Source organism: Aliiglaciecola sp. (assembly GCF_039982535.1).
Lineage (GTDB): Bacteria > Pseudomonadota > Gammaproteobacteria > Enterobacterales > Alteromonadaceae > Aliiglaciecola.
Genome location: NZ_JBDWYG010000068.1, coordinates 26482 through 47793 on the forward strand (window position 1 = coordinate 26482; position 21312 = coordinate 47793).

Here is a 21312-nt window from a genome sequence, read left to right on the forward strand (position 1 = left end):
CGTTAACCGCCGGCAAGCTTGACAGTTAATCCTTTTTTCTCAAGTAACAATTTAATTTTATCACGGTTATCGCCTTGAATTTCTATCACGCCATTTTTAACCGCACCACCTGTTCCACAGGTTTTTTTTAGTTCAGAACATAAGGTTTTTAATTCTTCTGCGGGAAGATCTACTCCATCAATGGTTGTCATACCTTTGCCTTTTCGACCTTTGGTCTCTCGACGTATTCTGACTATTCCATCGGAATTTTTCGGTTTCTGTGGTTTTTCTGCTTGCGGCTTCAATTTGCCGATGCCCGTGCTATATACCAGGTTATTTTGTGACATATTTACGTTGCTTTAATCTAAAGATATCGTCAGTTTAGACAAAAAATGAGGCCATTAAAACCAAATCTGAAAGTTCTTCGTATTAATAAAGGAAAAAGTGATTCGCGTAGGGATTTTTGTTGGCTTTACTAAAAACAGTTGCCAAATATAATGCGTGTGCGAAAGTGTAATTAATTCAACGCTAGAAAGATTATGGAGTGACTATGAGCTTGGATACCAGTTTGGTCAATGGTAATAAAGAACTGATAATATACATGGCAGAACGATTCGATTTTGACAAAGTTCAAGAATTTCGAGACGCCTACTTATCTGCTTCTGACGACGTTAAAACAATAGTCGTAGACCTCTCAAGTACAGAATATATGGATAGTTCTGCACTGGGTATGTTGCTGAATATGCAAAAGACCATGGTCGATAAAGTCAGTACTTTTAAGATCACTAACTGTCGTCCCCAAGTCGCCAAAATTCTAAAAATTTCTCGTTTTGATAAAAAATTTGAAATGAGCTAAGTGAGATACGACTTTGCGAATATTAATCGTTGATGATGAGTCTCTGAATCGATTTATGCTTCTGCATATGCTTGAGGAAGCAGGATATGCAGATTGCTTTGAAGCAGAAAACGGCAGAGAAGCCCTACAATTAGCACAGCGGATTCGTCCCGACATTGTGCTTCTAGATGTGGTTATGCCAGACATGGACGGTTATGAAGTCGCGCCACTATTAAAGAAAATGGCTGGCGACATATATTTACCGGTTATTTTTATCACGGCAATGGATGATCAGGCAGCCCTAACGCGATGTCTTGAAGTCGGCGGTGATGATTTTGCTACCAAACCATTCGACAGAAATATTTTAACGGCGAAAATAAGAGCTCACGCACGTACGCGTTTACTCAGTATTCGCACCAACAAGCAAAACATGGAGTTGAACTATTTTCGACGAGGGGTTGAGCGTGAACATGCCATTGTCGAACATATTTTTGCCAACGCTCTGACTATTAATCCTGCCACTAAAAAGTTTTTTGAGTATCGATTAGCACCTGCTAGTACTTTTAATGGTGATGTATTTTTAAGTGAACCAAGTCCCTCTGGCGGTATGTACTTTTTAATGGGAGATTTTACCGGGCACGGATTGGCCTCGGCAGTTGGGGCGCTACCAATTGCAAGGGCGTTTCAAGCCATGTCCAGAAAAGGATTGTCAGTATGTGAAATATCACAAACCCTAAATGAAATCCTTCTGTCCTTATTGCCAGAAGATATGTTTTTTGCGGCAGTTGTCGTAGAAATATCCGCTTCAGGTGAACAGTTCAGTGTTTGGAATGGCGGAATGCCTGATTTAACGATTATTACTCCCGAAGGACAAATCTCTAAACGCTTTATTTCCCTGCATATGGCCTTAGGTATACTGGAGGTGGCTGATTTTGAAGACAATATTGAATACTTCAATGCACAAATTGGAGACCGATTGATAGGCTACTCAGATGGGGTAATTGAACTAACTAATGCTGAAGAACACATGTTAGGCGATGAGGCGATACTTAGTTGGTTAGCACTTAACCCAGCTATGACCATTGCAGAGATTAGTCAACGTACTGAAAAATTTAGAGGCGACGCAGAACAGTTAGATGATATTACCCTCATCAGTTATACCTGCCAAAATTTAACGGGTCTCACCTCGAAAATAGAAATCAGTCAATTGCCTTTTCAGATTAGTGTTGAAATGCAAGTCGAGCAACTCGTGAAATTTACGCCAATTTACGACATTGTTGTTATGGTCTGTAGCCAGTTAGGGATGCAACGAGTGCGTTCTGATCTGTCAACGGTAATAAGTGAGTTGTTTATGAATTCCTTAGATCACGGTATTTTAAAATTAAACTCAGATATAAAAAAATCTACCGAAGGCTTCTTTGAATATTTTAAAATTCGTAATCAAAGATTGAAAGAATTAAAACAAGGGGAGATTAAAATCTCCATAAATTACCAACCTAAAGACAGTTTACTATCGATAACACTGACTGACTCTGGAGATGGATTTGATTATCAAAGTCTTCAGTCACAACAAGAATCGGATACGTATGGCAGAGGGATCTCCCTAATTAAAACATTGTGCCAGAGCGTTCAGTATTTTAATCATGGACGTTCGGTCTTAGCAAAAATTAAGGTATAAAGAGTGATAAAAATTAGACAAGCTGTAGAAACAGATATCCAAGCTATTGTGGACTTTAATCAAGCAATGGCTTGGGAGACCGAGCAAAAGAAGCTGGAAGATGCGGTTATAGGCGCAGGGGTGAGGGCACTTGTTGAAGATAACTCAAAAGGCTTTTATTTAGTCGCTGAACAGGCCGATGGCGCCATTGCTGGCAGTTTAATGGTGACCTTTGAGTGGAGTGATTGGCGCAATAGTCAATTTTGGTGGATTCAAAGTGTGTATGTACGTCCAGAGAGCAGACGCACAGGGATCTACTCAATGTTATACGAAAAAGTAAAAGAATTAGCCGAGCAAACTCAAGGTGTCTGCGGGTTTAGACTATATGTTGAACACGATAATGTGATTGCACAGCAAACATACAAAAAGCTCGGTATGCAGCCTAGTCACTATTACATGTACGAAACTGATAATTAAAATCAAATAAAAATGCTGCGTCTAACTGAGTCAGTGGTTTTACCTCGAGTCAGCAGGCTTAAATCTAAGTTCATTCAGCCCAATAAACTTGTTTTGAATTGGCAGAAAGTATTACTTTTTGATCGTAGGCTTTAAAAATTAGGAGTATTTATGTTTAAAGCATTAAGTGATTGGTTTCAGCAAAACTTACAACAATCTGATCAGGTATCAGAACAGCAAACCATTGAGCTTGCCACAGCTGTTTTGTTGTTTGAAATTATGCGGGCAGATGGCGAGTTTGCTGAGTCGGAGCAGCATACATACCAGCAAATTTTACGTACCCATTTTAACCTGAGCGATTCAGAGCTAGAAAGCTTGATGAAGTTGTCGTCAGATCACGCTAAACAAGCCGTCGATTACCACCAATTCACTCGTACCATCAATCAACACTGTGATATGCAAGAAAAACGTCAAATTTTAGAGTCATTGTGGCGTGTTGCTTACGCGGATAGACACCTCGATGTACATGAAATAAACTTAATCCGACGAATATCAGATCTATTGCATATACCTCATAGTGAGTTCATTCAAAGTAAGCTCAAAGTCACTGATAATGCCGATTAGCCCCCTAAAAATCGTCAATGTCATTAATTGAATACATGCTAAATGACTGAATATTAAGGTTATTTTTAAACTTTGATGGTTGGTGTTGCAAAAAGGTAACTATAAGCTCTTTGTGTCTTCATTTAAATGCCCATCAAAAACTCTAACTGATTGAATTTGTTAATAAAATAAAGAGTGGCACAAAACATGTTATAGCACTTGGGTGTAACTGTGTTAGTCGTACTGGTTCCTACGACTATTTCATGGAAGAACACAGCGAAGGTGACTTATAAATAACGGTTTTGTTATTGGCTGCGATGGCGTTTGCAACTTAATTTAAGTCATTCTGAATGCGTTTAACGCATTGCATGGCATGGACGCCACTTCCTTTTCGCTAAACAGTTCAAATGGAGATTGTAGTATGAAAAAATTCGTTTTCATGGGTCTAATGTTTGCAGGTATCTTATTGTTGCAATCCATAGTAAGCAGTGAAGCCTATGCGCAATCCGATCTCATCGCCGAGATGGACTTAGATGATGATGGCATGATTAGTATTCGAGAAGCAGTAGCTGATCCTAATTTATTGGCCGCTTTCGGCAAAATCGACAGTAATGGTGACGGTAAAATCAGTGCTGAAGAATTAAGTGAATCAAGTCTGATTAAACAAATTAATAAAAAAGCCTGATTAAGAGTCTGTATAACGACAATTAGGTTTCAAGTTATGACCTCAACATTTGATTTCTGCGGCTCTGAAACGTTATTACTCCCCAACGGAATCTTATGTTGAGGTTCTTTTAATAAACCATTATTTCTTTGGTTTCATACACGCTATTGAGATAGGATACACCAATTTGTACGAAGTAGTCTGAGGTATGAAAATGCAAATTGGTTCATTGCGACAACTCACATTAATCAGCTTTTTAATTGCGCTGATCCCCCTTGCTGTGCTGCTTTGGCACAGCCAAAGTACCCTTACCAAAATGGCTCAGATAGCAGCCAGCGAAGCGCAATTTTCAGTTACCATGGCACGACAAATTGGTGATATGGAAAATATCGCCATAGATGTTGAACGGTTAATTCGACAATACCATGTGTTAAAAAAGCCTGAACTAAAACACCTCACCGACAACTCCATTAATCGACTTGAAAGCAAACTAGTTAACGTCTGTGCTGAACTGCCCAGTGAATATGTTTGTGCAGCTTTACAAAAACGCATTGCCTGGTTTGAAAATAATGTAGAGATTGAAGACAAGCTTTTATTGGATGCGCAGCTAGCCGAATTCCGCCGCTCTTTAGAAGAGCTCCATGAGCAAGTCGACTCATTACTTGATGAAAGAATAAAGCAACAACAAGACTACGTCGATTCGGTACAACAGACTCAAGCATGGTCAACTGCTGTTTTAGTGACAGTTTCACTATTACTCATCATTTTTGCCAGTCAGCTAATACTCTCTCCGGTTACTAAAATTGAACGAATTATTGGAGAAATTGCCAAACAATCAGAATCCTTACCTAAGGTGTCAACTTCTGGTCCTAAAGAGTTGATTGAGGTAGAGCATAAGTTGCATTGGTTGGCGGAAAGACTAAATCAACTAGAGCATTTACGCCATGCTCTGTTGCGTCATGCCTCACATGAACTAAAAACCCCGTTAGCCAGTATCAAAGAAGGCTGTTCCTTGCTCTCGGAAAGTGTGGTTGGGCCATTAAACGAACAGCAAAAAGAAGTGGTTAGTTTATTAACCAGTAGTACGGAACGTTTGAATTTGCTTATTGAACAATTACTTGACTACAACTTATTATTACAACAGGCTAAGCCTGTGTATGAAAAAACAGACACTGAAAGTTTGCTAGAAGCAGCATTAATTGATAACGCTTTGGCAATACAACAACATAAAAATGAAGTGAATGTTGAAAATAAAATGATAAATATAAATGTAGATCCCAACTTGTATCGACGGATTATTGATAACCTATTATCAAACGCTTTAGCCCATGGCACGGCAGGTCGACCTATAGATATTAAGCTTTATAAACAACAAGATGCAGTGGTTTTAGATGTAGCTAATCGAGGTCGAAAAATCCCTCTGGAACAACGTAAATCTTTGTTTGAACCTTTCAAGCGCGGAGAACATAGACGTAATGATCGAGTTGTTGGTTCGGGTTTAGGTTTGTCCATTGTTGCAGATTGTGCACGAATGATGCATGGCACTGTTGAAATAGTCGATGTTGATTATGCTGATGTCTGTATGCGCGTGAGTCTGCCGCAAAACGAGGTAGCGGCATGAATAAATTAACGCTGGTTATTTTAGGCTGTTTAGTGGGCTTAACCGGATGTGAGGTTATTCCTGAGAAAGTGGCACCGGTAGAACCTGTTTTTGTTCCCGTGGAAAATGAATTTTGCCTATTCAAAACGGATACAGCCGTTGAGCACAATTGTGATTTGACCTATTGGTTGGATTTTTGGGTTAAGCATGACGGGCTGTCTTGGACAGAACGAAAAGAGAGGATAAACGAGCTTGGCGAGACACAGGCGGAATTAATGAAAAAAGTGCTATTGAGTCAAGGTAAGGGCACGCCTTATCAAAATAGACTAAGAGCACAAGGCTGGGCTGACGAGCTAATTCCCAACCTAACAGAACAAATGAAGCAATTGTTGTTTGTGTTGGTATATCGACCTAGTCAGGAATTATTGGAATTCGAATCCGCGTTAACTATTTTAACCCGAATGAATACCAATCAGTCCAAAGAGCTTGATGTACAACAACAAAGATTATCTGAGCAACAACAACAAATCGATCAGTTACTGAAAATTGAGGCATCTATGATGGAGAAAAAAGAGGGGATAAACCAATGAGCAAATCTGAAACAAACGCACTACCACGTATTTTGTTAGTGGATGACGATGAAAATTTGTTGCGTTTGATGACGATCAGATTGCAAGGAGAAGGTTACCAAGTTGCAACCGCTGAAGGTGGCAAAGAAGCGCTAAAACTTCTCAATACTCAAAGTTTTGATGTGGTGCTCAGCGACTTACGTATGCCTGGCTTAGATGGCCTTAGCTTATTTGAAGAAATTGTATCCCTTCGCCGTGATATTCCGGTTATTTTAATGACTGCTCACGGTACTATTCAAGATGCTGTTGAAGCCACCCAGCGCGGCGTATTTGGCTTTCTAACTAAGCCAATTGATCATGAAGCCTTGCGAGACTTGTTAGTCAAAGCCGTGAGTCAAAGCCAAAGTGCGCAAAATGGCACTTGGAGTGAGGAAATTATTACCCGTTCCATGCAAATGGAGCAATTGCTAGACCAAGCTTTCAGAGTTGCGAAGCGTGACGTGAGTGTTTTGATCAGTGGTGCCAGCGGTACAGGTAAAGAATTGCTTGCCAATGCACTGCACAAAGCCAGTACCCGAGGAAACAAACCCTTTGTGGCCATCAACTGCGGCGCGTTACCAGAAAACTTACTTGAGTCAGAATTATTTGGTCATGCAAAAGGTGCCTTTACGGGAGCCGTAAATGAACACCAAGGTCTTTTCCGTGAAGCGGACGGCGGAACACTTTTCTTAGATGAAATAGGGGACATGCCAGTACCATTACAGGTAAAGTTGTTAAGGGCGTTGCAAGAACAGCAAATTCGTCCAGTGGGCAGCAGTAAACAAATTCCTATCAACGTTAGAGTAATATCAGCCACTCATAAAAATCTCGCCAAAGAGATGCAAGAGCAAAACTTCCGTGAAGATTTGTACTACCGTCTTAACGTGGTGAATTTAACCTTGCCATCATTACGTGAGCGTTCGGAAGATATTCCATTACTGGCACGCTACTTATTAGCTAAAAGTGCGGAACGTCACGGTGTGAATGTTAGTCGTTTTTCAGATGACGCCATGCAGTTATTAGCAACGGCACCTTGGCCGGGTAATGTCAGACAACTTGTCAACGTGGTAGAACAATGTGTTGCCTTAACGCAAACCTCGGTTATTGCTTCCCATTTAGTGGAACAAGCCCTTTCAGCCTCTGAACAAAAGTGGCCAACCTTAACCGAAGCAAGGGATGCCTTTGAGCAAAACTACTTGCTAAAATTGTTAAAAATGACCGATGGAAATGTCACTCGGGCAGCAGAATTGGCCGGTCGTAATCGAACCGATATGCATAAATTAATGAAAAAACACGATTTACATTCAAGTGATTTCAAACCAGAAGTTGCCTAATGATTTAGCAAAGGGCTTGCTTCCTCAACCTTGAGTTTGGGGGAGCGAATCCATTTATTAATCTAGTCCTTTTCCCCCTCAAAAGTACAAATTGCTGAAAATAGTGGTTACTGCCACGTATTTTTCACCCATTCGTTTAAAATCCCTCATAAATCTTGTTCTGAGCACTGTGCTTTGGCGCGGATTTGTTTATACTATGCGGCTTTTCAATCCTTTCGGATTTTATCGATAATTTTTTAGTGACATGGCTTAATTTGATAATAAGTCATGTACTGGCAACAGAGGCTTTACATGCGCACAGATTATTGCGGAAACATCAACGCAAGTTTTATAGGTCAAGAAGTTACTTTATGTGGCTGGGTAAATAAACGTCGTGATTTGGGCGGTGTTATCTTCCTCGATTTACGAGATCGCGAAGGCATAGTACAAGTCGTATATGATCCTGATTTGGAAGATGTGTTTGCTACTGCAAATAGTCTGCGTAATGAATTTTGTGTCCAAATTAAAGGTTTGGTTCGCAGTCGTCCAGAAGGTCAGATCAATAAAGATATGTCTACTGGTGAGATTGAAATATTAGGTAAGGGACTCACCATACTTAATAAATCTGCTGCTTTGCCATTGGACTGGAATCAAGAAAACTCTGAAGAGCAACGTTTAAAATACCGTTACTTAGATTTGCGTCGTCCGGTTATGAGCGACCGTCTGAAGTTTCGAGCTAAAGTCACAAGCGCAGTAAGAAGCTACTTAGAAAACGATGGTTTCCTGGATATCGAAACACCAATTCTTACCAAAGCAACACCGGAAGGGGCACGAGATTACCTAGTGCCAAGTCGGACTCACAAAGGTGAGTTTTTCGCGTTGCCGCAATCTCCACAATTATTCAAACAATTGTTAATGATGTCCGGTATGGACCGTTATTATCAAATCGTTAAGTGTTTCCGAGATGAAGACTTACGCGCGGATCGTCAGCCTGAATTTACCCAAATCGATATCGAAACCACTTTCCTAGATGCCTCAGGGGTAATGTCGATTACTGAAGGCTTGATCAAAGATTTGTTCCAAAAAATGCTAAATGTTGATCTGGGTGAGTTTCCACATTTGACCTTTGCAGATGCAATGCGTCGTTTTGGTAGCGATAAGCCAGACTTACGTAACCCCCTTGAGTTGGTTGACGTTGCTGATCTAGTCAAAGACGTTGAGTTTAAAGTTTTCGCTGGACCTGCCAATGATCCCAAAGGCAGAGTTGCGGTGATTCGTGTACCAGGTGGCGCTGCGCTATCTCGTAAAAATATCGATAACTACGGTAGTTTTGTCGGTATTTACGGTGCTAAAGGTTTAGCCTGGATGAAGGTCAATGATCTGTCGGCAGGTATGGAAGGTTTGCAGTCACCTATCTTAAAATTCTTAAGCGAAGACGTAGCTATGGGTATTGTAAAACGTTGCGGTGCTGTTGATGGCGATATTATTTTGTTTGGTGCAGACAGCGCTAACGTTGTGACCGAAGCCCTAGGCGCGTTGCGTTTGAAGTTGGGTGAAGACCTTGACCTTCTAGAAGGTGAATGGAAACCATTGTGGGTTGTTGACTTCCCCATGTTTGAAGAGGTTGATGGTAATTTCCATGCGTTACATCACCCATTCACCGCGCCTCGTGACATGACGCCTGATGAACTAGCAGCTAACCCTGCAAATGCCATTTCAAATGCCTACGATATGGTTCTAAATGGTGTTGAGCTAGGTGGTGGTTCGGTACGTATTCATGACCAAGCAATGCAGTCTGAAGTTTTCCGTTTGTTAGGGATCACAGCAGAAGAAGCAGAGTTGAAATTCGGTTTCTTGTTGGAAGCCCTTAAATTTGGTGCGCCACCTCACGCTGGCCTTGCTTTTGGTTTAGACCGCTTAGTGATGCTAATGACTGGTGCTACGTCAATTCGAGACGTGATGGCGTTCCCGAAAACAACCACAGCCGCTTGTCCACTGACGGATGCACCATCTGAAGCTAACCCTGTGCAATTGAAAGAATTGTCTATCGCAACGGTTATCGACAAAAAAGCCGATTAATATGGCGTTTAAACGTCCAGAATCAGCGTTAGTTGTCATCTTTGACGGGGCCGCAAATGTACTTGTGATGCAGCGTCAAGATGACCCTAACTTCTGGCAAAGCGTGACAGGTACTCTTGAACCCAGTGAATTGCCGTTACAAACCGCTATTCGAGAAGTGGAAGAAGAAACCGGCATTAACATCGCTTTGAACAAGCTAGAGCTGGTGGATTGTCGAAGTGTCAATCAATATCCTATTCGCGATATTTGGCAGCACCGCTATCCACCTGATTGTCCCTTCAATACGGAACATGTGTTTGCCTTGAAAGTACAAGGTAATGAAACCATTACTCTTACCGAACATCTTGCATATCAATGGCTGCCGAAAAAGTTGGCAATGGAAAAAGTCTGGTCACCAACGAATAGAGTTGCCATAGAAAAATTCGTACCTAATTCTCTGTTATCTGACGATGAGAAACAAAGATGTCCATAATCCTTGGAATCGATCCCGGTTCGCGGATAACAGGTTATGGGGTAATTAAACAAACCGGCAATACCTTTAGTTACCTTGGCAGCGGTTGTATCCGAGTCCAAGGTGACGAACTCGCCCCAAGATTGAATCAAATATACAAAGGTGTTACTGAAATTATTTGTCAGTTTCAACCGCAGTTTTTTGCTATCGAGCAAGTTTTCATGGCGAAAAACCCCGATTCAGCCTTAAAACTTGGACAGGCTCGTGGTGCAGCCATAGTGGCAGCGACCAACGCGGAGTTACCTGTGTCTGAGTATTCAGCAAGACAAATCAAGCAAAGTGTGGTGGGCAAGGGCAGCGCTGAAAAAACACAAGTTCAGCATATGGTCACTTATTTACTTAAACTAAGTAAAACTCCGCAGGCTGATGCCGCTGATGCCCTAGCCGTGGCATTGTGTCATGGACATAGTTACCAAACGTTAATTAAACTTGCAGGTAAGGCGAGTAAAACCGTGCGTGGTAGATTGCGGAAATAAGCTTTCCGGTATACCCAATTTTAACCTCCAGCATTATAGGATGTATTTATGATCGGCTTAATTCGAGGCCAGCTATTAGAAAAGCAACCCCCTGAGATTCTTATTGAAGCGGGTGGCATCGGTTATGAGGTGCAATTGCCCATGACTAGCTTTTATCAGTTGCCAGAAATTGGTCATGAAGCAACAGTGTATATTCATTTTGTGGTGCGCGAAGATGCCCAATTGCTGTTTGGTTTCGCGGATAAATCGGAACGCGCTTTATTTCGAGAGTTAATAAAAGTTAATGGCGTTGGTCCTAAATTAGCCCTGACTATTCTGTCTGGAATGTCGGCTTCACAGTTTATTCAATGTGTTAGTCATGATGATTATTCCGGCTTGGTGAAATTACCAGGTGTGGGTAAAAAGACTGCGGAAAGGCTTGTGGTTGAAATGCGTGACCGACTTAAAAAGCTCGAAGAGCAGGGCGATGGGAAACATCATTTACCGCCCATGCAAGTAGAAACCCTGCAGGACACATTAGTTAAACCCACTGATGTAAAAGAAGATGCGTTAAGTGCAATGGTGGCTTTAGGGTATAAACCGGCACAAGCGGCAAAAACCATCAATTCAGTCTATCACCAGGATATCAGCAGTGAAGAGCTTATCCGTGAAGCATTGCGTTCAATGGTTTAACCTAAGCGACACAAACTAGACTGTACAGATATACGCTTTTACTGTATAAAAAAACACTGTTCGTTAGTGAGGTTTAGATGCTTGCAAAAAATGTTTGATTTGCGCGCTCATTACTCTTTTTATTCTATGTTAGACATTAACCAGAAGACACATTCATGATTGAAGCTGATCGACTCATTCACCCCACGGCAGATATTGAAGATGAAGCCGTGGACCGTGCAATACGCCCCAAATTACTGGCTGACTACACCGGCCAAGATCATGTCTGTAAACAAATGGATATTTTTATTCAAGCGGCCAGAAATCGTAGTGATGCTTTAGATCACTTACTTATTTTTGGCCCTCCTGGTTTAGGTAAAACCACGCTGGCTAATATTGTTGCCAACGAAATGGGCGTTAATATAAAAACCACGTCAGGGCCGGTATTGGAAAAGGCAGGTGATCTAGCCGCTTTGCTAACCAACTTAGAAGAAAATGATGTGCTGTTTATCGATGAAATTCATCGTTTAAGTCCAGTGGTGGAAGAGGTTTTGTATCCCGCCATGGAAGATTATCAGTTAGATATTATGATTGGCGAGGGTCCAGCTGCTCGCTCAATTAAGTTAGATCTTCCGCCCTTTACTTTAGTTGGTGCGACTACCCGAGCGGGTTCGTTAACGTCGCCCTTACGTGACCGATTTGGCATCGTCCAACGTCTGGAGTTTTATAGCCTAAAAGATCTCACCCAAATTGTTACCCGTTCAGCAAAATATTTAAACCTGAACATCAATGAACAAGGGGCAGTAGAAATTGCCAGACGTTCAAGAGGCACGCCGCGTATCTCCAACCGTTTACTGCGCAGAGTACGAGATTTTGCCGAAGTTAAAGCCGACGGTGATATATCTGAAACTGTTGCTGCAGAAGCGTTAGACATGCTTGATGTGGATAAAGAAGGTTTTGATTACATGGATCGCAAGTTGCTGATGACCATTATTGATAAATTTATGGGTGGGCCAGTGGGCTTAGACAATTTAGCCGCTGCAATTGGTGAAGAAAAAGAAACCATTGAAGATGTGATTGAACCTTTTCTAATTCAACAAGGCTTTTTACAGAGAACTCCAAGAGGCAGAATTGTGTCGCAACGGGCGTTCTTGCATTTTGGTAAAGACTACCAGCCTCAAAACTAAACAACAGGCAAAAAAAAGCCCGCGAAATTCGCGGGCAAAGCAACAAGTATTTGGAAAGGAAAATTCCAGGGAACACATCTATCAATAAGCAATTGATACATTTTCTGACTACCGCTTCGAAAGTCCGTTGCGTTAGTCAAGAGAACGACGCGTATTCTATACATCGAAAAATAATCCACAATTGAAAAAAATTGCAGTTTCAGATTAGTTAAACTAATGAGTAAAATTTATGTTAATTTCACGCTAAGCTTTTAAGCCCTTTATTTAAGTGGGGAAGTGGAGTTTTCTAAATCTAGAACTGAATAAATTATAATAAATTGGATTAACAAAACTAGTGTAAAAGTTGAGTTTTATGCCGAACTTATGCATGCTTATTAAAAATTCAAACCTGGTTTTAATGGGCTAAAGCCTTAAATTCGCTATTTATCATTATAAAAATGATTTTAACTAGTACATAATTATGCGATTTATTGTGTTTAAATTGAATTATTTCGAAGACTATTGGACTAAGCATAAGCGCTATTTAGAGAGGTAGACAATTCGATGCCATTTCCCGTTCATAAATTTAACGTTCGCGTCTACTACGAAGATACAGACGCAGGTGGTATCGTATATTATGCTAATTATTTAAAGTTTTTAGAGCGTGCCAGAACGGAGTGGTTAAGAAGTTTTGGTATAGAACAACATAGTCTTTTGGAACAATCCGTGGGTTTTGTCGTCAAACGGGTGGAAATGGACAATATTGCAGCTGCAAGATTCGATGATTTATTACAAGTTAATACACAAATAATTGAATTGAAACGTGCTAGCATGTTGTTCCAACAACAAATAACAAATTCAAACAACTTAAGTTTGGTTAGTGCGAAAATTAGGGTTGCCTGTGTGGATCTTCAGAAGATGAAGCCCATAGCAATACCTGCGTTCATTGTAGGGGAAATCTCAAGTGTCATCTAATTTGTCATTCTTTGACCTGTTTTTACAGGCAAGTCTTTTAGTTCAACTGGTCATGTTATTATTATTGGCAACATCTGTTGTGTCCTGGGCATTCATTTTCCAACGGATTAAAGTGCTTAAACAGGCGAAAACAGAAACCAAAAAGTTTGAAGATAAGTTTTGGTCTGGTGTGGATTTAAATAAACTTTACCAAGAGCTTTCTGCTCGCCAATCAGTGCAAGGTATGGGGAGCTTGTTTTGTGCCGGTTTCAAAGAGTTTGTGCGTTTACGTAAAGCCAGCGGAAGCTCCACCGAAGCAACCATGGAAGGAACTTATCGCGCCATGCGTGTTTCGTTATCTCGTGAGGTTGATCATCTAGAAGCTAACCTATCATTTCTTGCAACCGCAGGCTCTATCAGTCCTTACATTGGCTTGTTCGGTACTGTATGGGGCATTATGAACTCGTTTATTGCACTAGGTGAAGTTCAACAAGCTACTTTAGCGATGGTTGCACCGGGAATTGCAGAAGCACTAATTGCAACGGCAATGGGCTTATTTGCCGCGATACCTTCGGTTATTGCGTATAACCGCTTTAGTAACCAAGTAGAAAAATTAGAAAACAGTTATGGTAATTTTATGGAAGAGTTTTCCAGTATTCTCCATCGCCAGACATTGTCGCAACGCGTTGAGAGTGTTTAACCATGGTTGTGTACGAACGTAAACGACGACGTCCAGTCTCCGAAATAAACGTTGTTCCTTACATCGACGTTATGTTGGTACTGTTGATAATCTTTATGGTGACCGCACCGCTGGTGACACAAGGGGTAAAAGTTGATTTACCAAAAGCTGAGGCTGAGTCGTTACAAGATGACTCTAAACCGCCGATTATTGCATCGGTAAATGCCGACGGTGAATACTTCATAAATGTTGGAGATAATCAAGAAGACCCTATGTCTGCCACAGATTTGGCGGTGATTGTTGCCCAGCAAATTAAAAAAGAACCGACCACCCCTGTTGTAGTTAAAGGTGACGGTGCCGTGCCTTATGCCAATGTTGTACAGCTAATGGTGCTGTTGCAGCGTGCAGGTGTGCCATCTGTAGGTTTAATGACCGAGTCTCCAGAACCATAGGCTTTGCATGTTTAAGTTAAGTCCTATTGCTACCTCTATTGTTTTACATATTCTGTTAGGCGGATTGCTGGCCATAAGTGTCGACTTCCATTCGCCGCCTAAACAAATTGATTTAAGTACAGCTAACTTCACCCCAATTGAAGCCACTGTGATTGATCAAAAAGCGGTGAATGACCAGCTCAAACGAATTGAGCAGAAAAAAGAAGCTGAAAAACAAAAAGAATTGCAAAAAATACGCGATGCGCAAAGACGCAAAGCGGAAGCTGAACAACGCAAGCGAGAACTTGCTGCAAAAGAGAAAAAACGTAAGGAAGATGCGAAGCGTCAAAAACAAGCTGCGGCAGAAGCCAAAGAAAAGAAACGCTTAGCCGAAGAAAAAGCCCGTAAAGATGCCGAGCAGAAAAAACAACGGGAGTTGGAACGTAAAGCCGCAGAAGAAAGAGAGCGAAAGGCCAGAGAAAAACGCGAAAAAGAAGAGCGTGCGAAACAAGAGGCCGAGCGGAAAAAACGTGAACAAGCTGAATTGCGTGAACAGGAACGATTAATGCAAGAGCAGCTAGAATTGGAACAAGCTTCGCGAAATCAGCAGAGACAACGTCAGGTGTTATCAGAGACTGAGAAATATACTGCCTTGATTAATGCCAAAATTGATCAAAACACCTACAAAGATGATTCGATGAAAGGTAAGTCATGCAGAATTAATATTCGCTTGTCTTCATCTGGATTTGTGATTCAGATCCGTACCTTAGGTGGCGACAAAGTTGTCTGTGTGGCAGGTGAACAAGCAATTCGAAGGGCTGGAGAGCTACCAATGTCTTCAGATCCACAGGTTTACAATAATCTAAAAGATATAACTATTAACTTTGGTTTTTAATGAATGAATAAAATAAACACTATTTTACTATCGCTCTTTTTTATCTGTTTCTCATTGGAGTCACATGCAACTTTAGAAATATACATCACCGAAGGGGTTAATAATGCCCGTCCGGTTGGAATTGTGCCCTTTCATGTTTCCCCTGGAACTGTGCTACCTAGTAGCATTGATGAAGTGGTTGCCGCAGATTTAACTCGTAGTGGTAAATTTTTAGCGTTAAGTCGTCAGCAAATGCCACAGTTGCCCAAATCCGATAGCGAAGTGGATTACAGTGAATGGGCTGCAGCTGGCGCGGAAGCGGTACTTATCGGCCACGTTCAACAACAAGCGGCTGATGAATTTAAAGTGAGTTTGCAATTATTAGACGTGATACGCGGGCAAATAACCGGTGGCCAAACGCAAATGATGAGCAATGGTCAAATGGTTACTAACCGTGATCATGTATTGGATGAATGGAGTTGGGTGATCAGTGGTGACGAGTTTCGTCAGTATGCTCATCGTATTAGTGACATCGTGTATGAGAAGCTCACCGGCGAAAAGGGTGCATTTCTGACGCAAATTGCATACATAATTGTCAGAGATTCAGAAACAGAAGCTAAACCCTTTCAGTTAATCGTGGCCGATTATGACGGCAAAAATGAAAATATTTTGTTGCGCTCCAATGAGCCGCTAATGTCACCCTCTTGGTCTCCAGACGGCAGAAAACTAGCCTATGTTTCTTTTGAGAACAAGAAGCCGCAAATCTTCATTCAAGATATCTACACGGGCAGTCGAACAATGATTACTGACTTTCCTGGCATAAATGGTGCACCGACATTTTCACCAGATGGAAATCAGTTGGCGATGGTATTGTCTAAAGATGGCAATCCAGAAATTTACGTGATGAATCTTGCCTCTAAGCGACTACGTCAGATTACCCGTAATCGTGCAATTGATACTGAGCCAAGTTGGTCTCCAGATGGTAAACATTTGATTTTTAGTTCAGAACGGGGTGGTAAACCTCAGATTTATCGAGTAAATTTAGCTACAGGTAAGACGCGAAGGGTGACTTTTGAGGGAGATATGAACCTTGGGGGAACCTACACACCAGATGGCACACAAATGGTCATGGTGAATCGTACCCGCGGAAACTACCATATAGCTAAGCAAGGCGTAGACTCAGGCGATATGTTGGTGTTAACTAAGACATTTTTAGATGAATCACCAAGTCTTGCACCGAATGGCAGTATGATAATCTACAGTACTTTGCACGAAGGAAGACAAGTATTATCATTAGTGTCACTTGATGGACGATTTAAGGCAAGGCTGCCGGTGTCAGAAGGGCAGGTTAAGTCACCTAGCTGGTCACCATTTTTGTAACATAAACTAAAAACTGTTAGAAATTTCGAAAACGAGAAGGAATAACGAAATGCAACTTAAGAAAGTATTTAAAGGTTTTGTGATTGCACTGCCATTGGTGACCGTTATGGCGTGTACTACAACAGATAATGGTGTAGATGAAGCAGCAGCTAAAGAAGCAGCGGCAGCGCAAGCAGCAGCTGACCAAGCAGCAAGAGAAGCCGAAGCTGAAAAAGCCGAAATCATGGCTATGCAACAACGCGATAAAATGGCCGCTGAACAGCGCGCTAAAGACATCGCTACACTTGAGCAAGATCAAGTTGTTTACTTCGATTTTGACACGTCAAACTTGACCTCATCTGCACGGGCTATTTTGTCTAAGCATGCTGAGTTTTTGGCATTAAACCCAGACCAATCAATTGTCATTGAAGGTCACTGTGACCGTCGCGGTACACCAGAGTATAATATCGCTCTTGGTGAAAGACGTGCTAAGTCAATACAAACCTACCTGTTAAATGCTAACGTTAGTTCATCACAGATGTCTGTGGTTTCATACGGCGAAGAAAAACCTGTAGCAAATGGCACTTCTCAATCTGCTTTTGCACAAAATCGTCGTGGTGTTTTGGTATATCAATAGAATAGAGTCATTATGATTAAACGCATGAAAGCGATTAGTCTTTTACTTGTATATGGAGCCGCAGTTAATGCGGCTCCTGCGCCTGTAACAGACTTAAACGATGGATCCCTAGCTAAACGTGTCGAAGTGTTAGAACGTATTTTAGATTCACGCACAGAGATGCAGCATCGAATACAGCAACAACTAGATGAAATGCAAAACGAAGTAAGCGAAATGCGTGGCACTTTGGAATTGCATAATCATCAGCTTGAAAAGATTTTAGAAAGACAACGTGAGCTGTATTTAGAAATTGATAAGCGCATTGCCGCTGTCAGTTCTCAAACTTCTCAGCAACAAACGCAGTCGAATTCAAACTCAAATATCAATAGTTCTGTACAACAACCTCAAGTAGACATGCCAGTCACTACGAATGTGAGTGAAAGTGATGCCTATGACCGTGCAGTTAACTTAATATTGCGTGATAAGCAATATGACTTAGCGATTCCTGAGTTTCAGTCATTTATAAAAACTTACCCAAATTCCAGCTATTCAGCAAATGCCCATTATTGGTTGGGACAATTACTGTTTAACAAACAGCAATGGGAAAGTGCAGCAGAACAATTTCAAATTTTGGTGAGCGGCTATCCTGATTCATCGAAACGTGCTGATGCATTATTTAAGTTAGGAGTGGTTGAACAGCGCAGAGATAATTTGGCTAGAGCAAAACAATTGTTCGAACAAGTTTTGTCTGAATATCCAGATTCTGCATCTAGTCGTCTGGCAAATTCTCGTTTAAGTGCGATGAATTAATTCTCTAAAATAAAATTTAGAGCCTAATTTGAAAAATATTTCGAAATAATTTTAGCGGCAAAATCGGTATAAATCAGTAATGGCTGCACATAATTTATACCGTTTTTGCCTACCTTGCTTAGTTTTTCATCGAAAAGATAAATAGTTTAAAAATAACTTCATATTTAGGTTGCACCCACCAGATATTTGAGTATTATATGCCGCCGTTGCAGGAGGTAAGCAACAAGACTGAAAGAGGGTCGTTAGCTCAGCTGGTAGAGCAGTTGACTTTTAATCAATTGGTCGCTGGTTCGAATCCAGCACGACCCACCAATTTCAGTTTAGATTAAACTATCCCCTCGGGGAGGACAGGATGTCAAAAATAATTCGGTACAACATTTACTGAATTAGTAAGAAGCTTCAATAGATGGGTCGTTAGCTCAGTTGGTAGAGCAGTTGACTTTTAATCAATTGGTCGCTGGTTCGAATCCAGCACGACCCACCATCTTATTCAAATCTAGTAATACAAATTCCTAAAACCAAAATTCCAAACATCATGCAAATCGTGCAGGATGAGAACCAGCCCGTTCGACAAATTGTCGGGAACAATTTTTATTGTTTTGTAGGCGGGTGCTTTAGCCCCGGGATGGGTGATTGGTGTTAGATTTGAATTCCATGGCCTGAAGGCCATGCTACAACTTTTCATTTGATTTGAGCCCTGGCTCTGTAGGCGTGGGCTTTAGCCCCCGATGGGGGATTGGTGGAAGATTTGAATTCCACGGCCAAAAGGCCATGCTACAACCTTTCATTTGATTTGGACTCCCCAGGCTCTGTAGGCGGGTGCTTTAGCCCCGCGATGGGTGATTGGTGTTAGGTTTTAATTCCATGGCCTAAAGGCCATACTACAACCTTTCGTTTGATTTTGATTCCGCACGTTCTGTAGGCGGGTGCTTTAGCCCTGCGATGGGTGATTGGTGGAAGATTGAATTCCACGGCCTAAAGGCCATGCTACAACCTTTCGTTTGATTTTGATTCCCCAGATTCTGTAGGCGGGTGCTTTAGCCCCGCGATGGGTGATTGGTGGAAGATTTGAATTCCATGGCCTAAAGGCCATGCTACAAGCTTTCGTTTGATTTTGATTCCCCAGGCTCTTTAGGCGGGTGCTTTAGCCCCGCGATGGGTGATTGGTGCAATATTATTGGGTTGAGTGCGCTTGTACGAGCTTTGTTGGCGACTTAACTGCGAAATCGCCTAGCATTACAATAAACAAGGAAAGGCTCTCAGATCTCTGTTTAGGTCCATTAAGGGCTGAGGCTGATGTCTTTCGAAAAAAAACAATAAATGGGAACTTTTATGCATAGGTTACTATGCACAGCCCTCGATATATAAAACGGCTGGATAACTACCTAGTCTGAAGCTGGTAACCTTATCTTGGTAGGTTTCAAAAATAAGACCATAGCCATTGGCTAGTTTAACTTCTAAATATTCTGCTTCTTCGCCAAGGTAAGGGTGCACCGAGGCTTTTACATTGTCATAGGCTGCCAATACCTCGGCTCTAGTTGAATCTATGCCAATGCCTTTTTCAGTTTTTATCTTTGAGTCTTGCTCATCAACCTCAAATCGCACAACCACACCATCCATTACCATGATATGAGGGCCATCTAAATTGGCGTTTGGTGATAAATAAAAGCAAGACTCGGGTTCTTCGTATAAGTCTTCACCTGATTGATAGTTTTTTAAAACCCCAAGGGCGCTATCACCTGTTGAGCCTAGGTGTACCCCAGCATATTCATCATCTTTAATACTGTTCGCTAATACCGTTTGGCTAAGTAAAATGGTAACTAAGAATACAATACGCATAGGCTCATCTTCCGAATTTAAAATTTAAGGCATTGATTAGCATCAACTAAACTGTTGCTAAGTTAGCTAATCTTCAAATTTATATTAGTGTTAGTCAAAAACATACCGTTAATCATTAGGTCGCGAAACACAACAGCCGAAGCTGCAGCTAAGTTATCTTATTGACTGGTAAAACTCATCAAGGTTACAGGTTTAACTTAGCTTTTCTTTTAGGGCATCTTTGTATCGTCTAGAAAAATTCAATGTGTTGCCATTTTTTAAGGTTATTTTTCCGTCACCGCTGGGTTGATACCGGATGTTGTCAATGGCCGCTAAATTGACAGCAAAACTACGATGAATGCGGCTAAAGCCTTTGTCTGCAATTCGCGATACAGTGTCATTTAAGGTGCCTCGGAGTGGGTAAATTCGTCCTTGTTTGTGCAAATTCACATAGTTTCCTGCCGATTCGAGCCATTCAATTTCATCCACTTTGACTAAAAATTCTTTATCTAATTTTTTAACTAATAAGAAATCTGGCGCAGTAGGCGAGGCCGAAGCATCAGAAGCCAGATCGTTGTCGTTGGGCTCGGATTGGCTATCATTATTTACTAAACTTGCCTCACCTTTAAGTCGTGCATAAAGGGACTGGATTATCTGATATAAAACGAACCAAAATGCATATCCCCAGGCATCTTTGCGATACTCATACCAAAACTCCCTTAACCAAGGCGCGAAATTATAATTTCCCCCTTGCAACATATACACCCACTCGCGAAACATCACCATTAGCCCAACATGGGCGGCTGAATAAATAATGGTGACTACAAAGTGGATTAAAAACTGGCGTCCTAGATTGGCGAAACGCAATGGCATACGGCGAAACAACGCGAAAATCAGTGGCAATAAAATAAGCGTACTTAGGGCGCTAGAATACTCCCAAACATAAGGTTCCCACATTTGAATTTGCACATCGTTAGAGCGAGTATGTTCCATCCAAACACTGGAAGCATTAATACTATTGTTGAGCAACAAGTAGGTTGAAATAAGTAAATAGCTATACAGGTACTTATGCTGATCGAATTTTTCAAACCACGTTGTTTTTTGTTTATCCCTGATATCCACCGCTTATCCCTTTCACCTTTATGTTGGTCATTGCGCCCTGTTTTTATTGTG

The 21312-nt window shown here is 41.3% G+C and carries 23 protein-coding genes and 2 tRNA genes; 22 read left to right on the top strand and 3 right to left on the bottom strand.

Translation table 11 applies throughout. The features are described from left to right. Window positions 1-2: 2 nt before the first annotated feature. Window positions 3-326, bottom strand: coding sequence for a stress response translation initiation inhibitor YciH (yciH, locus tag ABJV04_RS18460; protein WP_348493079.1), 324 nt, complete (start codon window positions 324-326; stop codon window positions 3-5). Window positions 327-529: 203 nt separating this feature from the next. Between yciH and ABJV04_RS18465 the strand changes: the two genes are divergently transcribed. From ABJV04_RS18465 to ABJV04_RS18570, 22 genes are all read left to right on the top strand, one after another. Further along, on the top strand, window positions 530-835 hold the full coding sequence (locus tag ABJV04_RS18465; protein WP_348493080.1) for an STAS domain-containing protein: 306 nt from the start codon (window positions 530-532) through the stop codon (window positions 833-835). A 13-nt stretch (window positions 836-848) separates the two neighbouring features. After that, window positions 849-2492, top strand: coding sequence for a SpoIIE family protein phosphatase (locus ABJV04_RS18470; protein WP_348493081.1), 1644 nt, complete (start codon window positions 849-851; stop codon window positions 2490-2492). A 3-nt stretch (window positions 2493-2495) separates the two neighbouring features. Continuing rightward, on the top strand, window positions 2496-2948 hold the full coding sequence (locus ABJV04_RS18475) for a GNAT family N-acetyltransferase (RefSeq protein WP_348493082.1): 453 nt from the start codon (window positions 2496-2498) through the stop codon (window positions 2946-2948). Window positions 2949-3098: 150 nt separating this feature from the next. Next, a complete protein-coding gene (locus ABJV04_RS18480) occupies window positions 3099-3551 on the top strand; it encodes a TerB family tellurite resistance protein (RefSeq protein WP_348493083.1) in 453 nt (150 codons plus the stop codon). A gap of 400 nt (window positions 3552-3951) precedes the next feature. Next, entirely contained in the window at window positions 3952-4215 is a 264-nt protein-coding gene (locus tag ABJV04_RS18485) for a hypothetical protein (RefSeq protein WP_348493084.1), read from the top strand. A gap of 193 nt (window positions 4216-4408) precedes the next feature. Next, on the top strand, window positions 4409-5815 hold the full coding sequence (locus ABJV04_RS18490) for a HAMP domain-containing sensor histidine kinase (RefSeq protein WP_348493106.1): 1407 nt from the start codon (window positions 4409-4411) through the stop codon (window positions 5813-5815). Next, on the top strand, window positions 5812-6384 hold the full coding sequence (locus tag ABJV04_RS18495) for a hypothetical protein (protein WP_348493085.1): 573 nt from the start codon (window positions 5812-5814) through the stop codon (window positions 6382-6384). Before ABJV04_RS18490 ends, ABJV04_RS18495 begins: the two co-directional genes overlap by 4 nt. Next, window positions 6381-7736: a sigma 54-interacting transcriptional regulator gene (locus ABJV04_RS18500; protein WP_348493086.1), complete on the top strand. Its 1356-nt coding sequence runs from the start codon at window positions 6381-6383 to the stop codon at window positions 7734-7736. Before ABJV04_RS18495 ends, ABJV04_RS18500 begins: the two co-directional genes overlap by 4 nt. Before the next feature lie 291 nt (window positions 7737-8027). After that, the gene (aspS, locus tag ABJV04_RS18505; RefSeq protein ID WP_348493087.1) at window positions 8028-9794 is read left to right on the top strand and encodes an aspartate--tRNA ligase; all 1767 of its coding nucleotides are present in this window, start codon (window positions 8028-8030) and stop codon (window positions 9792-9794) included. Between the two features lies 1 nt (window position 9795). Continuing rightward, window positions 9796-10266 (top strand): dihydroneopterin triphosphate diphosphatase, encoded by a 471-nt coding sequence (gene nudB, locus ABJV04_RS18510; protein WP_348493088.1) that lies wholly within the window; start codon window positions 9796-9798, stop codon window positions 10264-10266. Next, window positions 10257-10781 carry a crossover junction endodeoxyribonuclease RuvC gene (gene ruvC, locus ABJV04_RS18515; protein ID WP_348493089.1) on the top strand — a complete coding sequence of 175 codons (525 nt, stop codon included), beginning with the start codon at window positions 10257-10259 and terminating at the stop codon, window positions 10779-10781. Before nudB ends, ruvC begins: the two co-directional genes overlap by 10 nt. 48 nt (window positions 10782-10829) lie before the next feature. Next, window positions 10830-11453 carry a Holliday junction branch migration protein RuvA gene (gene ruvA, locus ABJV04_RS18520; protein ID WP_348493090.1) on the top strand — a complete coding sequence of 208 codons (624 nt, stop codon included), beginning with the start codon at window positions 10830-10832 and terminating at the stop codon, window positions 11451-11453. Window positions 11454-11608: 155 nt separating this feature from the next. Continuing rightward, on the top strand, window positions 11609-12619 hold the full coding sequence (gene ruvB, locus ABJV04_RS18525) for a Holliday junction branch migration DNA helicase RuvB (protein ID WP_348493091.1): 1011 nt from the start codon (window positions 11609-11611) through the stop codon (window positions 12617-12619). Between the two features lie 543 nt (window positions 12620-13162). Continuing rightward, on the top strand, window positions 13163-13573 hold the full coding sequence (gene ybgC / locus ABJV04_RS18530; RefSeq protein WP_348493092.1) for a tol-pal system-associated acyl-CoA thioesterase: 411 nt from the start codon (window positions 13163-13165) through the stop codon (window positions 13571-13573). Further along, a complete protein-coding gene (gene tolQ / locus ABJV04_RS18535; protein ID WP_348493093.1) occupies window positions 13563-14252 on the top strand; it encodes a protein TolQ in 690 nt (229 codons plus the stop codon). The genes ybgC and tolQ overlap by 11 nt, the downstream gene beginning before the upstream one ends. Window positions 14253-14260: 8 nt before the next feature. Then, window positions 14261-14683 (top strand): protein TolR, encoded by a 423-nt coding sequence (tolR, locus tag ABJV04_RS18540; protein WP_348493107.1) that lies wholly within the window; start codon window positions 14261-14263, stop codon window positions 14681-14683. Between the two features lie 7 nt (window positions 14684-14690). Continuing rightward, the gene (tolA, locus tag ABJV04_RS18545) at window positions 14691-15557 is read left to right on the top strand and encodes a cell envelope integrity protein TolA (protein WP_348493094.1); all 867 of its coding nucleotides are present in this window, start codon (window positions 14691-14693) and stop codon (window positions 15555-15557) included. A 3-nt stretch (window positions 15558-15560) separates the two neighbouring features. Then, complete coding sequence (tolB, locus tag ABJV04_RS18550; protein WP_348493095.1) at window positions 15561-16916, top strand: Tol-Pal system beta propeller repeat protein TolB; 1356 nt, start codon at window positions 15561-15563, stop codon at window positions 16914-16916. A gap of 49 nt (window positions 16917-16965) precedes the next feature. Next, on the top strand, window positions 16966-17532 hold the full coding sequence (gene pal, locus ABJV04_RS18555) for a peptidoglycan-associated lipoprotein Pal (RefSeq protein WP_348493096.1): 567 nt from the start codon (window positions 16966-16968) through the stop codon (window positions 17530-17532). Window positions 17533-17544: 12 nt separating this feature from the next. Next, entirely contained in the window at window positions 17545-18321 is a 777-nt protein-coding gene (ybgF, locus tag ABJV04_RS18560) for a tol-pal system protein YbgF (protein WP_348493097.1), read from the top strand. 236 nt (window positions 18322-18557) lie between these two features. Further along, window positions 18558-18633: transfer RNA gene (locus ABJV04_RS18565), tRNA-Lys, on the top strand. Between the two features lie 96 nt (window positions 18634-18729). Further along, window positions 18730-18805, top strand: a tRNA-Lys gene (locus ABJV04_RS18570). Between the two features lie 860 nt (window positions 18806-19665). Here the strand turns inward: ABJV04_RS18570 and ABJV04_RS18575 are convergent. After that, a complete protein-coding gene (locus ABJV04_RS18575) occupies window positions 19666-20160 on the bottom strand; it encodes a hypothetical protein (protein WP_348493098.1) in 495 nt (164 codons plus the stop codon). A gap of 192 nt (window positions 20161-20352) precedes the next feature. Further along, on the bottom strand, window positions 20353-21261 hold the full coding sequence (locus tag ABJV04_RS18580) for a LytTR family DNA-binding domain-containing protein (RefSeq protein WP_348493099.1): 909 nt from the start codon (window positions 21259-21261) through the stop codon (window positions 20353-20355). Window positions 21262-21312 lie beyond the last annotated feature (51 nt).